This window comes from Streptomyces sedi (genome assembly GCF_006335015.1).
In the GTDB taxonomy this organism is placed as follows: Bacteria; Actinomycetota; Actinomycetes; order Streptomycetales; family Streptomycetaceae; genus Streptomyces; species Streptomyces sedi.
In genome coordinates, this window is record NZ_VDGT01000014.1 from 1 (window position 1) to 14,142 (window position 14,142).

4 protein-coding genes are annotated in these 14,142 nt (G+C 75.9%); all 4 read right to left on the bottom strand.

Annotated elements, in window-relative coordinates; all coding sequences use genetic code 11:
- Nucleotides 1-2,050 (bottom strand): lantibiotic dehydratase (locus FH715_RS18435; RefSeq protein WP_139646706.1); only part of this gene is annotated, 2,050 nt, incomplete at its 3' end.
- Between the two features lie 140 nt (nt 2,051-2,190).
- A complete protein-coding gene (locus FH715_RS18440; protein ID WP_139646708.1) occupies nt 2,191-3,132 on the bottom strand; it encodes an ornithine carbamoyltransferase in 942 nt (313 codons plus the stop codon).
- Between the two features lie 65 nt (nt 3,133-3,197).
- Nucleotides 3,198-4,526 (bottom strand): diaminobutyrate--2-oxoglutarate transaminase, encoded by a 1,329-nt coding sequence (locus tag FH715_RS18445; RefSeq protein WP_139646710.1) that lies wholly within the window; start codon nt 4,524-4,526, stop codon nt 3,198-3,200.
- A complete protein-coding gene (locus tag FH715_RS18450) occupies nt 4,523-14,089 on the bottom strand; it encodes a non-ribosomal peptide synthetase (protein ID WP_139646712.1) in 9,567 nt (3,188 codons plus the stop codon). Before FH715_RS18450 ends, FH715_RS18445 begins: the two co-directional genes overlap by 4 nt.
- Between the last annotated feature and the right edge of the window lie 53 nt (nt 14,090-14,142).

The following is a 14,142-nucleotide window of genomic DNA, read 5'->3' on the forward strand; positions in this document are numbered from 1 at the left end:
GGGTGGTGGCGAAGCGGTGGGCTTCGTTCTTCTCGTGGGCGAAGTGGAGGGTGGTGGGGTCGAGGCGCCAGGTCTCGCGGGCGATGATCATGCGGTCGACGGTGATCCGGGGGGAGTGCGGCGCCTCGGGACGCAGGGCGAAGCGGTCCATGACGCGGTTGGTCAGCGCGTTGCCGAAGACGTCGAGCAGGGGGAAGGTGGCTCCGTCGGGGAGGACGGCGGTGAGGCGTCCCTCGCGGTCCTGGACGAGGACGTCGCCGCTGAGGACGGTGCGGGGGCGGGCCGGGTCGCCGGTGTGCTCCGCCAGCGCGACCAGGTAGTCCTGTGGCCTTACCAGTGCGGGACGGCTCCTGGTGGACCAGCGCGGCGGTTGCTCCTTGGGGAGCAGGGGCATCAGGCGGGGTGCGGGGAAGTCGCGGTCGGTCTCGGCCAACAGCTCGTCGGGGTCCGGGTGTTGGTTGACGAAGAGCGAGGCGCCGATGGTGTTCATCGCCACGTGCAGCTCGCCCAGGACCAGTTCGAACTCGCCCCGGTTGACGGCCTCCTCGCTCTCCGCGACGACCAGCACGTCGGGGCTGGCGTAGCGCGCGATGTTCCACGCGTCACCCGGCTCGCCGAACGCCTCGGCCACCCGGGGGGCCAGCTCGGCCGAGGACCGCCACACCCGCCGGGCGCCGGGCTCCGCGTCGATGATCGCCGCCCAGCGGTCCCGCAGCTCCGCCTGGAGCGCGTCGATGTCCTCGACCGAGCCGGCGTGCGGCGCGGGCAGGCAGGCCAGGTAGAGCGAGCCGAGATCGACGCTGTCGCGTGCGCCGCGCAGCCGGTCGAAGGTCTCCCGGATGCGGGCGCCGACCCGCTCGGCGTAGCGGGCCGTCAGCCATCCGGCGGCCGTCAGACACAGGCTCATCGGCGCCAGCTCCGCCAGCAGCGCGGGCCCGAGGGTGACGGTGGCGGAGCGGCGGCTGTCGGAGTAGAGCAGCGAACGGCAGGGCGCCGTCCTGGCGCCCTTGGCGCGCCGCGCCGGGGTCTCGGTCAGCTCGGCGAACTCGGCCTCCAGGCCGGCCATCGCCTCGTCCAGCGCCTCGCCGTCACGCCCCGCGGCGGCGACCCGGTCGCGCGCCGCCTCCAGCCGGTCCAGGGCGGCCAGCGACCGCGTGCGCCGGTCGGGGTCGCCGACCCGCTCCAGCGCGGCGCGCAGCGCGCGCTCCGGGTGCGCGGACGCCGGGATCGACAGCCGCCAGCTGATCCACCGCCTGCGGGCCAGCGCCCCCAGCGCCTCCAGCACCTCGTCCGTTGCCACGGTCCGGCCCACGCGCGGCCCCAGCTCCCGCGCCAACTCCGCGGGCAGCCGGACCCCGTCGCAGAGCAGCAGCAGTTCCCTGGTGAACGGGTCGATCGGGGTGGGTGGTCGGGCGGGGGTGTGGTGGTGGGTGGGGGTGGTGTGGTGGTGGGGGGTGCGGTGGGGTGGTGTCCAGGGGTGGAGTTGGTGGTGGGTGGTGAGGGTGGTGGCCAGGGTGTCGATGGCCCAGCTGGAGTAGTAGTGGTGGGTGGTGGTGGTGAGGTGTTGTCCGGGGTGGGTGGTCAGGTGTGGTTGGTGGGGGTGGGTGTTCCAGTGGCCCCAGCCGACGGGGCCGAAGAAGCCGATGGTGTCGTTTTTGGTGGTGAGGCGTTGCCAGTAGTGGGCGAGGAGTTCTTCGCGTTGGCGGTTCATGCTGGTGCGGTTGGTGGTGGTGGGTTGCCAGTTGTGGAAGGAGGGGAGTGCGGTGGTAAGGAGGGTGCGGTTTTGCCAGGCGATGGCGGCTTTGAGGGTGGGTTGGGTGGCTAGGTGTTGGAGGTGTTGGGTGGTGGTGAGGGTGGTTTGGTTGTAGGTGTGTTCGTAGGTTTTCCAGTCGGGTGTGTCGCGTGGGTGGGGGGTGAGGTGGTCGGCTGTGGTGGCTAGGTGGGTGTGGGCGAGTGGGTGGATCTCGTGGATGGGGAAGCCCGCGCCCCGCAACGCGAACCGACCCCACAACCGCCATCTCCCACCGGGCAGGAGAACGGACTCCGACATCGCTGACCTTCCTTCCAGGGGCTTGTGCGTAGGGCGTGCGTAGGGCGTGCGCCGGGCGTTCCGTCGGGCCGCCCCGACGACCGGCCGGCCCGCTGACCGGCCGGCCCTCCGGGGCGGGAGACCGCCGTCCCGTCGGGCGGTCAGGTGCCGTCGGGCGCGGCCACGCACCACTCCAGTACGGCGCGGGCGCTGTGGTACTTGTTCTCCGCCTGGGCGAAGGCCAGGCTGGCCGGCCCGTCCAGCACCTCGCCGGTGACCTCGTCGCCCCGGTGCGCCGGCAGGTCGTGGAGGAAGACCCCGGCCCCGCTGGCTTCGAGCACCGCGCGGTCCACCCGGAACGGCGCGAAGACCGTCCGCCAGTCCTCGGTGTGCTTGGTGGTCCCCGTGGTCTGCCAACGGGTGGTGTAGACGACGTCGGCCTCCGGCAACCGGGCCATGTCGTGGCGCTGTTCCACCCGGGAGCCGACGCGCTCCCCGTGGGCGGTGGCGCGCCCCAGGTAGTCCGGTGCCAGCCCGTACCCCGGCGGGGTGCGCAGCCAGAGCCGGGTGCCGGGGTGGCGGGAGAGCGCCAACGCCAGCGCGGAGGCGGTGTTGTTGCCCTCGCCGACATAGAGCACGCGCAGCCCGTCGACCGCGCCGAAGTAACGCTGAAGGGTCGTCAGGTCGGTGAGTGCCTGGGTGGGATGCTCGGCGGCGCTCATCGCGTTGATCACCGACATCGTCGACTGGGCCGCCAGCGTGCGGAGTTCGGACTCGTCGCCGGCGGTCCTGGCGACCAGCGCGTCCAGCATCCGGGAGAGCACCGCCGCCGTGTCGGCGGCGCTCTCGCCGGTGTTCTCCTGGAGGTCGGCCGGACCGTACGCGATCACCTGGGCGCCGAGCCGCAGCGCCCCGGCGGAGAACGCGGTCCTGGTGCGGGTCGACGTCTTGCGGAAGAGCGTGCCGACGACGGTGTCCCGCAGCGGGCGGGCGTCGCGGTGGGCGCCCTCGGCGTACTCGACGCCGCGCCGCACGAGCCACCGCAGCTCCTCGTCGCCCAGGTCGTCGATCGAGATCAGATGGCGGCGCGCGGCGCGGGTCATGGGGGCTCCTTCGGGCGGGGAACGGGTGAACGGCGGGTGCGGAAGGCGGGTGCGCGGCACGGGCGTCAGTCCGGCCGCAGGGCGGTCGCCAACACGCCCAGTCCCTCGTCGAGTTCGGCGGGGGTGGCGGTGAGCGGCGGCAGCAGCTTGATCACCTCGTCGTCCCTTCCGCAGAGTTCCACGATCAACCCGCCGTCGAACGCGCGGCGTTGCGCCTGTCGGGCCCGTCGGGCGCCGCCGGCTCCGGCCAGGTCGACCCCGAGCACCATGCCGCGCCCCCTGACCCGCACCGCCGGCTCACGTTCTGTCAACTCGACGCCGAAGCGGCGCAGCCGCTCCGTGCCGGCCGTCAACCCGGCCTGGAACGCGGGGGCGCGCCACAGCTCGCAGGCCGCCGTCGCCGCGACGAAGGCGAGTTGGTTGCCCCGGAAGGTGCCGGTGTGCTCGCCCGGCCGCCACGCGTCGAGGTCGCGGCGCAGCAGCGTCAGCGCCAACGGCAGCCCCAGGCCGCCGATCGACTTGGAGACGGTGACGAGGTCGGGGACGATCCCGGCGTCCTCGAAGCCGAAGAAGGTGCCGGTGCGCCCGCAGCCGGTCTGGATCTCGTCCAGCACGAGCAACACCCCGTGGCGGGTGGTGAGTTCGCGTAGCTCGGCGAGCCAGCCGGCCGGCGCCGGATAGACCCCGCCCTCCATCTGCACCGGTTCCACGATCACCGCGGCCGGCGGCTCGGTGCCGGAGGAGGGGTCGGCCAGCAGCCGTTCGAGATAGCCCACGGAGTCGAACGGGCCGCCCGGGCCGTCCGCGTAGGGGACGAAGGTGACGTCCTGCCCGGACGCGCCGCCGGCCCGCCGGGCGCGGCGGCTGCCGGTGACGGCGAGCGAGCCGCGGGACATGCCGTGGAAGGCGCCGGTGAACGCGACCAGCCCGCTTCGCCCCGTCACCCGGCGGGCCAGCTTCAGCGCGGCCTCCACCGCGTCGGTCCCGGTGGGCCCGACGAACTGCGCCTTGTAGTCCAGCCCCCGGGGCCGCAGCACGGTCTCCACGAAGGCGCGCAGGAAGTCGCGCTTGGCGACCGTGTGCAGGTCCAGGCCGTGCGTGAGGCCGTCGGCCGCGAGGTAGTCGGCGACCCGCCGCTTGATCAGCTCGTTGTTGTGGCCGTAGTTGAGGCTGCCGGCGCCGCAGAAGAAGTCCAGGTAGCGGCGGCCGTCCTCGGTGAACAGCTCGGTGCCCCTCGCCCGGTCGAAGACCTCCGGGAAGGTGCGGCAGTACAGCCGCACCTCCGACTCGTAGCGCTCGAACACCCCCGTGTCCGGGCCGACGTCGGCGGCGCGGGTGCCCGCGGTCTCGCCGTCGGGCGCGGTGGCGAGGGTCGCCGCCCCGGTCTCGCTCATCGTTCTCCCTCCGTGGCCAGCAGCGCGCCGACCTCGTCGTCGGACAGTCCTGCCAGCTCCTCCTCGACGGCCTCCCTGGCGATCTCGGCCAGCGCCGCCACCGTGGTGGCGTCGAAGAGCCGGCGCAGCGGGATGTCGAGGGCGAACGCCTGGTTGACCCGGGCCAGCACCCGGGTGACCAGCAGCGAGTGCGCGCCGAGCGCGAAGACGTCGTCGTGCACGCTGATCGCGGGCAGGCCGAGCACGTCGGCCCAGATCTCCGCGACGACCTCCTCGGCGGGGTCGCGCGGCGGCTGGTGGGGGCGGTGGTCGGCGGCGCCGTCCAGGCGCGGCGCCGGCAGCGCCCGGCGGTCGACCTTCTTGCTCGGGGTGAGCGGAAGCGCGGGCAGCTCCTCCCAGAGCGAGGGCACCATGTACTCCGGCAGCCGCTCGGCGACGTGCCGCCGCAGCCGGGCGAGGTCCAGCGGCTTGCCGTCGGAGCCCTCGTGCGCCACCGGGTAGGCGACCAGCCGCCGGTCGCCCGGACGCACGTCCCTGGCCACCACCGAGACCGCGCGCACCGTCGGATGCTCGGCCAACACCGCCTCGATCTCGCCGAGTTCGATGCGGAAGCCGCGCAGCTTTACCTGCTGGTCGAGGCGGCCGAGGAACTCGATGGCGCCGTCCGCCCGGTAGCGCACCAGGTCGCCGGTGCGGTAGAGCCGGGCGCCGGGCTCGCCGGAGAACGGGTCGGGCACGAAGCGCTCGGCGGTCAGCGCCGGCCGGCGCAGATAGCCCCTGGCCAGCCGCAGCCCGCCCAGGTGCAGCTCGCCGGGCACGCCGACCGGCGTCGGCGCGCCGTCCCGGTCCAGCACATGGGCGCGGGTGCCGGGCACCGGGCGGCCGATGGGCAGCGCGGTGGCGGCGGCCTCCTCGGGCAGGGGGTCGGGCACCGGGTGCAGCAGGCAGGTGACGGTGGCCTCGGTCGGCCCGTAGTTGCACAGGAAGCGCCCGGGCAGCCCGGACGCCAGCCAGCGGTTGGCGTCGGCGACGGTGACCACGTCGCTGCCGACGTTCATCAGCCGCAGGCCGCCCAGCCGGGGGTCGCCGGGGGGGACATGGTGCATCATCTCCCGGTAGTACGCCGGGGTGATCTCCATGTGGGTGACGCGGTGTTCGGCGATGCGGGCCGGCAGCTCGGCGGGGCTCCAGAACTTCGGGTCGGCCACCACCACGGTGCCCCCCGCCAGCAGCGTCGCCGCCGTCTGGTCCATGGCGACGTCGAAGGTGAGCGCGGAGAGCAGCACCACCCGGTCCCCGGGGCGCACGTCGTAGGAGTCGGCGATGACCCGGCAGTGCTGGGCGTAGGAACCGTGCTCGATCAACACGCCCTTGGGGCGCCCGGTCGAGCCGGAGGTGTAGATGACGTAGGCCAGTTCGTCGAGGGCCGGGTAGGGGGCGCGGTCCCCGGGCGGCGCGGTCGCCGGCTCGGTGTCGAGGGTGAGCAGCGGCCGGCCGGCGCGCTCCAGCCGCCGCGCGAACCGGTCCACGGTCACCACCAGGTCGGCCCGGGCGTCGTCCAGCATGAACGCCAGCCGCTGGGCCGGGTGTTCGGGGTCGACCGGCAGGTAGGCGGCGCCGGCGCGCAGCACGCCGAGCAGCGTCGGCACCACCTCGATGCCGCGCTCCAGGGCGACCGCCACCAGCCGCCCCCGGCCGATGCCCCGGGCGCGCAGCAGCGCGGCGACGCCCTCGGCGCGTTCCAGGGTCTCGCGGTAGGTCAGCCGGTGCGCGCCGAAGACCACGGCGGGCGCGTCCGGCCGTTCGGCGGCCCTTCGGGCGAACGCCTCGGGAACGCTCAGCGCGGGCGGCGCTGCGGGCGCCGCCTGCCAGTCGACCAGCAGCTGCCGCCGTTCCGGATCGGTGAGCGACGGCAGGCGGGAGAGCGGCAGTTCGGGGGCGGCGGTGGCGGCGGCCAGCACGCGCAGAAAGTGCCCCGACAGCCGCCGCACCGTTGCCTCGTCGAAGAGCGCCACGGCGTACTCCACCAGCCCGCGCAGCCCCCCGTCCGGCCGCCTGGCCAGGGAGAACGTCACATCGAACTTCGCGGTGTGCCACGGCACCCGGACACGTTCCACGGCCAGCCCCTCCAGGCGCGGCGCGCCGCCCTGGCCCTGCTGGAGCTCGAACATGACCTGGAAGAGCGGGTTGCGTGCCAGGTCGCGCTCCGGCCGCAGCGCGTCGACCAGCCGCTCGAACGGCAGGTCCTGGCGGCTGTATCCGGCCGCCACGTCCTCCCGCACCCGGCCGAGCAGCGCCAGGAACGTCGGGTCGCCCTCCCAACGGGTACGCAGAACCACGGTGTTGACGAAGACGCCGACCATCCCCTCGGTCTCCTGACGGCTGCGGCCGGCCGCCGGGGTGCCGACCGCGACATCCGTGCGGTCGGTCCACCGGGACAGCACCACGTCGAACGCGGCCAGCAGCACCACGAACGGCGTGACCGCCTGCCGCCGCGCCAACGCGGTGACGGCGTCGGCCAGTTCGTCGGGGATCTCGAACGGCAGCAGCGCGCCGCGCGCGTCGCGCGCCACGGGACGCGGCCGGTCCGTCGGCAGCTCCAGGGGGTCCAGATCGGCCAACCGGTCCGTCCAGTAGGCGAGTTGCTCGGCGGCGGCCGACCCGGCGTCCCATCGCCGCTGCCAGGCGGCGAAGTCGGCGTAGCCGAGGGCGGGCACGGCCGGCGGGGCCGTGCCCGTAACGCCCGCACGGTAGCCGGCGGACAGGTCGTCCAGCAGCAGGTCCCACGACCAGCCGTCCACCGCGATGTGATGGGCCGTCAGCAGCAGCAGATGCTCGTCGTCGGCCAGCCGCGCCAGCGTCGCGCGCAGCGGCCACCGCGCGGCCAGGTCGAAGGGGCGCGCGGTCTCCCGCGCCAGCGCGGCGGTGACCTCCGCCGGGCGGCCCGCCAGCTCCAGCCGGGTCAGCGGCAGCGGTCCCGGCGGGTCGATCACCTGGGTCGGGGCGCCGTCCCGCGCCGGGTAGCGGGTGCGCAGCACCTCGTGGGCGGCGGCCAGCCCGTCCAGCGCGCTGACCAGCGCCGCCTCGTCCAGCGCGCCGCGCAGCCGCAGCACCAGCGGCACCAGGTACTCCTCGCCGCCCGGGTCGAGCTGGTCCAGGAACCACATCCGGGCCTGGGCGGAGGACAGCGGCAGCGGCCCGCCCCGGTCCACCGGCACCAGCGGGTCGCGTGCGGCGTCCGCGCCGGGCGCCGCCACCAGCTCGGCGAGCGCGGCGACCGTGCGCCGCGCGAACACCTCGGCCACCGGCACCCGGGCGCCCAGGCCGACACGGAGCCGGAAGACCAGCCGGGTCGCCAGCAGCGAGTGCCCGCCCAGGGCGAAGAAGTCGTCGTCGGCGCCCACCGCGTCGACGCCCAGCACCTCGGCGAACGCCGCCGCCACCGCCGTCTGCGCCGGCCCGCGCGGCGGGACCCGCTCCGCCTCGCCGCGCGCGGCACCCGGCGCCGGCAGCGCCGCCCGGTCGATCTTGCCGCTGGCGGTCAACGGCAGCGCCCCGAGCGGCAGCAGCAGCGAGGGCACCAGCGGCGCCGGCAGCCGCGCCACGAGATGCGCGCGCAGCTCCGCCATGTCGAGCGCTCCGCCGGCGGCCGGCACCACGTGCGCCACCAGCCGAGCCGCGTCCTCCTGCCCGGGGCGCCGGTCGACCGCGACGGCCGCCGCGGCCACCGAGGGGTGCTCGCCCAGCACCGACTCGATCTCCGCCGGCTCCACACGGACCGAACGCACCTTCACCTGCCCGTCCAGCCGCCCCAGATACTCCAGCCGCCCGTCGTCCAGCCGCCGCGCCCGGTCACCGGTGCGGTAGATCCGCTCGCCGGGCGCCGAGGGGAACGGGTGCGGAGTGAACCGCTCGGCGGTCAGGTCGCCACGCCCCGCGTAGCCGCGCCCCAGCCCGGTGCCGGCCACACACAGCTCGCCCGGCACCCCGATCGGCGCCAGCCGGTCCTCCGAGTCCAGGACCAGCACCCGGGTGTTGTCGATCGGCGTGCCGATCGGCACCAGTTCGCCCGGCTCCTCGCCGGTGAACGTCCACGAGGTGACGTCGATCGCGCACTCCGTCGGCCCGTAGGTGTTGGTCAGCCGCACCGGCAGCCGCGCCAGCAGCCGTTCGGCCAGCTCGACGGACAACGGCTCGCCGGCGCTGAAGACATGACGCAACGTCAGACAGTCGCCGAGCCCCGGCTCGCGCACCAGGGCGCGCAGCACCGAGGGCACCAGCTGGAGCACGGTGACGCCGTGCGCGGCGACGGCGGCTGCCATGGCCGCCGGGTCGGACGGCACGCCCTCGGCCGCCACCACCACCGTGCCGCCGGCGACCAGCGGCGCCAGGAACTCCCATACGGACGCGTCGAAGCTGACCGTCGTCTTCTGCAACACCCGGTCCTCGGGGCCGAGTCGGTGCTCCCGCACGGTCCACATCACCCGGTTGGCCAGGGCGCGGTGGGGGACCACCACGCCCTTCGGGCGGCCGGTGGAGCCCGAGGTGTAGATCACGTAGGCCGCCTGCTCGGGCAGCGGCGCTTCGAGAGCCGCCGGTTCCGCGCCGGGCGGCTCGGGCGCCGCGTCCAGGTCGAGCGCCCGCACCCCGGGCGGCGGCTCCTCCTCCGACTCGCCCGCCCGGTGCACCAGCACCCTGGCGCCGCTGTCGGCCAGCACGAACTCCCGCCGGGCGCGCGGGTGTTCCGGATCGATCGGCACATAGACCCCGCCGGCGCGCAGCACCCCGAGCACGGCGGTCACCAGCTCGGGCCCGCGCCGCAGCCGGACGGCGACCGGGGTCTCGGCGCGCACGCCCAGGGCCCGCAGCCGGCGCGCGAGCCGGGTGGCGGCGGAGTCGAACTCCGCGTAGCTCAGGGTGCGGGCGCCGAAGACCACGGCCGGCGCGCCCGGCGTCCGCGCGGCGCGGGCGGCGACCAGCGCGGGCAGCCCCGCCTCCGGCGGTGCCGCGGCGGTGTCGCGCCACCCCTCGGTCAGCAGCCGGCGCTCGGCCGCCGGCAGCGGCTCCAGGCGCCCCACCGGCGCGCCCGGCTCGGTGACCGCCGCCGTCAGCAGCAGCCGGTAGTGCTCGGCGAGCCGCCGCACCGTCGCCCGGTCAAGCAGCGCGGTGGCGTACTCGAACGCGCAGTCCAGCGCGCCGTCGGCGCGGCGCCGCACCGACAGCATCAGGTCGAACTTGGCGACCGGCCAGGACACCGGCAACGGCCGCACGTCCAGCCCCGGCAGGTCGAAAACCGCCGCCTGGTCGGGCCGGGTCTCGAACATCACCTGGAAGAGCGGGTTGCGCGACGGGTCGCGCTCCGGCGCCAGCTCCTCCACGATCCGTTCGAACGGCACCTCGCTGTCGCCGAACGCCTCCAGCACGCCGCGCCGCACCCGTTCCACCAGCTCGTCGAAGGAGGGCTCCCCCGACAGGTCGCCGCGCAGCACCACCGTGTTGGCGAAGAAGCCGATCAGCGGCTCGGTCTCCGGCCGGGTCCTGCCCTCCACCACCGTGCCGACCGCCAGGTCCCGCTGCCCGGTGTACCGGCCGAGCAGCGCGTAGAACGCCGCCAGCAGCACCGTGTACGGCGTCGCCCCGTGCCGCTCCGCCAGCCGTTCCACGGCCTCGCCGACCGCGCCCGGCACGCGCACCGCCAGCCGGTCGCCGCGCCCGTCGCGCGTGCGGGGCCGGCGCCGGTCGGTCGGCAGCTCCCACGCCGGCATCCCGGCGAGCCGCTCGGTCCACGCGGCCAGCGGCGCCTCGAACGCCCCGGCCTCGGCCCGCCGGCGCTGCCAGACGGCGAAGTCCGGGTAGCCGACGGGCAGCGCCGGCAGCCGGGCCGTCCGGCCCGCGCGGCGGGCCGCGTAGTGCCGGCCCAGCTCGGTCGCCAGCAGCTCGGCCGACCAGCCGTCGCAGGCGATGTGGTGCAGGGTCAGCAGCAGCACGTGCTCCTCGGGCCCCAGCCGCAGCAGCGTGGTGCGGGCCGGCACCTCCGTCTCCAACGCGAACGGGCGCCGCAGGTCCGCCTGGAGCAGCCGCCCCACCTCGGCCTCGCGCGCGGCCTCCGGCACCGCGCCCAGGTCGATGTCGCGGTGCGGGACCGCCGCCTCGGCCGCGACGTGCTGCGCCGGCTCCCCGTCGCGCTCCACGAAACGGGTGCGCAGCACCGCGTGCCGCGCCGCCAGGTCGCCCACCGAGGCCAGCAGCGCCGCCCGGTCCAGCACGCCGGTCAGCCGCAGCGCCACCGGCACCAGGTAGTCGGTGGCGCCCGGCGTCAGCCGGTCCAGGAACCACAGCCGCCGCTGCGCGAACGACAGCGGCAGCGGCCGGTCGTAGGAGACGGGCGGTATCGGCTCGGGCGCCGCCCGTTCCGCGCCCTCCACGGCCGCCGCCAGCTCCGCGACGGTGCGGGCGGCGAACACCTCGGCCAGCGGCAACTCCACGGACAGCAGCGCCCGAAGCCGGAACGCGACGCGCATCGCGGCCAGCGAGTGGCCGCCCAGCGCGAAGAAGTCGTCGTGCGCCCCGATCCGCCCCGCGTCCACCCCCAGCAGCCGCGCCCAGACCGAGGCCACCAGCCGCTCCGTGCGGGTGCGCGGCGCCACCCGGTCGACGCCCGGCGGTTCGGCGACGGGCGCCGGCAGCGCGCGGCGGTCGACCTTGCCGCTCGCCGTGGAGGGGATCGCGTCCAGCACCACCAGCCGCTCCGGAACCAGGTGCGCCGGCAGCGTCGCCGCCAATCCCGCCCGCAGCGCCGCCGGTTCGGGCCGCTCCCCGGCCGCGGGCGTCACGTAGCCGACCAGCGCCGCGTCCTCACCCGCGCCGTGCACCAGCACGGCCGCCTCCGCCACCGTCGCCGAGGCGGCCAGCGCCGCCGCCACCTCGGCCGGCTCGACCCGGTGACCACGCACCTTCACCTGGTCGTCGACCCGGCCGACGAACTCCAGCGCGCCGTCGGCCCGGTGCCGCACCAGGTCGCCGCTGCGGTAACGGCGCGCGCCCGGCACCCCCGCGTCGGGATCGGGCACGAAACGCTCCGCTGTCAGGTCGCCGCGCCCCAGATAGCCGCGCGCGACCTGCGCGCCGCCGATGTACAGCTCGCCGACCGCGCCAGGGAGCACCGGAAGCAGCTCCTCGTCCAGCACATACATCCGGGTGTTGGCGCCCGGCCGGCCGAGCGGCAGCGCCCCGCGTTCCAACTCCCCGGCGCGGCCCACCAGTACGGAGCAGCCGACGGTGGTCTCGGTCGGCCCGTACTCGTTGAAGACCAGCGTCCCGGGCGCGTGCCTGCGCCACGGGTCGAGTGCCGCGCCGGTCAGCGTCTCACCGCCGGCCACCAGCCGCGGCGTCGCCGAACGCAGCGCCTCGGGCGGCAACTCGCGGCCCAGCGCCGCCAGTTGCGTCGGGGTGACCTTGACCAGGTCGAACCGGCCGCCGCGCAGCGCGTCCGCCAGCCCGGTGAACGCGGGCGCCCCCGTCTCCGGGGTGAGGGTGACCGCCGCGCCGGTCAGCAGCGCCGGCAGCAGGGAGGTGACGGGCAGGTCGAAGGCGAGCGAGGAGTACAGCACGGTGCCTGCCCCGCCCGGCCGGTACGTTCCGGCGGCCCACAGCGCGTAGTTGACCAGATTGCGGTGGGTCACCGCGACGCCCTTGGGGTGGCCGGTCGAGCCCGAGGTGAAGACGGTGTAGGCCAGGTTCTCCGGGTGGACGCGGACGGCCGGCGGGGGAGCGGCGCCGACCGGCACCTCGCCGGGGGTGAGCACGGTGCCGGACCAGCCGGTCAGCCCTGCGGCCGTCTCCCCGGTGGCCAGCAGCGTGGCGACGCCCGCCCCGCGCAGCAACTCCGCGCGACGCGGCGCCGGATGGGCCGGGTCCAGCGGCAGGTAGGCGCCGCCGGCGCGCCACACCCCGAGCAGCGCGGCGACCAGCTCGGGGCCGCGCGGCAGCGCGAGACCCACCAGCGTCTCCGGTCCCACGCCGAGCGCGGCCAGCCGCGCCGCCCAGGCGTCGGCGCGTTCCGACAGCTCCCGGTAGCTCAGCTCGCCGAACTCCCCGCGCAGCGCCGGCGCCTCGGGCGCCGCGGCGACCCGCTCGGCGAACAGCTCGTGCGCGCAGGCGTCGGGCACGGGCGTGTCCGTCGCGTTGTACTCCTCGACCAGCGTCACGCGGTCCCCCGAGGAGAGCAACTCCGCCCGGGTGAACGGCTCATCGGGCGCCGCCAGCAGCGCGGGCAGCAGCGTCGCGTAGCCGCCGGCCAGCCGCCGCGCGGTGGTCGGCTCGAAGAGCGCGGTGGCGTACTGGAGGCGGGCCGAAAGCCCGCCGCCCGGCACGGCGTTGAGGTCGAGCACCAGGTCGAACGGGGTGCCCACCAGCGGCGTCGGCACCAGCTCGGTCTCAAGGTCGGGCAGCGCCGGCGGCGCGGTGACCGCGTTCCGCAGCGAGAACGAGACCTGGAAGAGCGGGTTGCGCGACAGGTCACGCGCGGGCGCCAGCTCGTCCACGACCCGCTCGAACGGCGTGTCCGCGTGCCCGAACGCCTCCAGCGCCTCGTGCCGGGTCCGCCGCAGCAGCTCGGTGAACGACGGCCGCCCCGACAGGTCGCCGCGGATCACCAGCGTGTTGACGAAGAGCCCGATCATCTCCCGCGCCCCCGGCGCGCCGCGGTCGGCGACCGGCGTGCCCACGGCCAGGTCGCGCTGCCCGGTGTAGCGGGACAGCAGCGCCTGGAAGGCGGCGAGCAGCACCATGAAGCGGGTCGCCCGGTGGCGGCGGGCGAACGCGTCGACCTCGGCGACCAGCGTGGGCGGCAGCGCGAACCGCACCACGTCGCCCTCGCCCGACCACACCGAGGGGCGCGGCCTGTCGGTGGGCAGCGCGAGCGGCGGCAGGTCGGCGAGCCGCTCCCGCCAGTGCGCGAGCCCGCGCGCCAGCCGGCCGCCGGCGAGCCGATCCCGCTGCGCGGCGGCGAAGTCCAGATAGCTCCCCGCCGGCGGCGCCGGCGGCACGGCGCGCGCGCCGCCGGTCAACGCCGCGTAGCCGGCGGACAGTTCGGCGGTGAACAGGTCCCAGGACCAGCCGTCGAACGCGATGTGGTGGGCCAGCACCAGCAGCACGTGGTGCCCTTCGCCCAGCCGCACCAGGGCGACCCGCAGCGGCGCCTCGTTCCGCAGGTCGAACGGGCGGCGCGCGGCGGCGGCCAGCAGCTCGGAGAGGGCCGCCTCGCCCCGCCCGCCGCCCGCGAGGTCCACCCGTTCCACCGGGAGGGGGCCCGGCGGCTCGACCCACTGCACCGGGCGCTCCCCGCGCACGGCGTAGCGGGTGCGCAGCACCTCGTGCCGCGTCACCACCGCCTCCAGTGCCCCGGTCAGCGCCGCCGCGTCCAGCGGGCCGCGCAGCCGCAGCGCCATCGGCAGCACGTACTCCGGCGACCCCGGCCGCAGCCGGTCGAGGAACCACAGCCGCGCCTGCGCGAACGAGGTCGCCACGGTGGCACCGGTCCGCGCGTCGCCTTCGACGTCCATCGCCCACCTCCTGGGGGTCACGCCTGGTGAGTCTGTCGAGTGCCGCGCGGCCC

Excerpts from the sequence above, each read along its gene's own strand:
- FH715_RS18440 (WP_139646708.1), bottom strand. The coding sequence starts at position 3,132 with ATGACCCGCGCCGCGCGCCGCCATCTGATCTCGATCGACGACCTGGGC.
- FH715_RS18445 (WP_139646710.1), bottom strand. The coding sequence starts at position 4,526 with ATGAGCGAGACCGGGGCGGCGACCCTCGCCACCGCGCCCGACGGCGAG.
- FH715_RS18450 (WP_139646712.1), bottom strand. The coding sequence starts at position 14,089 with ATGGACGTCGAAGGCGACGCGCGGACCGGTGCCACCGTGGCGACCTCG.